A 437-nucleotide genomic window follows, 5' to 3' on the forward strand; every position below is an offset into this window, starting at 1 on the left:
AATTTAAAAGTGAACCTTTCAGAAGTGCAAAGCTTTGTGGAAGAACAAAAAAAGGAGATGAACGCTCTTCGTTTAGGATTAAGCGAGGTCGAGTCGAATATTAATCAAATTATCGAGATGGAGACGTTTAAAGGAGAAACGGCGAATGCAGCGAAGACCTATTTTCGTGACTATCACGGCACGCTTCTTCAGGCGTTTATCGGTTTATCGCATCAGCTAGAGAGAAATCTGATGAAGCATCTCAATGATTTCAAAACGAATGTCGACTCAAATGATCTGACGGTGTTGGATCAATCATACATAGAGGATCAAGAAGAAGATATACATAGGATGTACAAGCAATTAGAAGGCATTTCAAAGGAAATAGATGCGATTATAAAGAGTGTCTCGGATATAACTTCGGCACAATCTCCTTCGTTTTCGAATGTGATGAATCG

Annotated in this window: 1 protein-coding gene; it reads left to right on the forward strand. The window is 39.1% G+C overall.

Translation table 11 applies throughout. The annotated features are described in order from the left end of the window. Nucleotides 1-36: 36 nt before the first annotated feature. A partial coding sequence (locus MW695_RS22290; protein WP_247107619.1) for a T7SS effector LXG polymorphic toxin occupies nt 37-437 on the forward strand: 401 nt, incomplete at its 3' end.

Source organism: Halalkalibacter sp. APA_J-10(15) (assembly GCF_023017105.1).
Classification (GTDB): Bacteria; Bacillota; Bacilli; order Bacillales; family Bacillaceae_D; genus Halalkalibacter.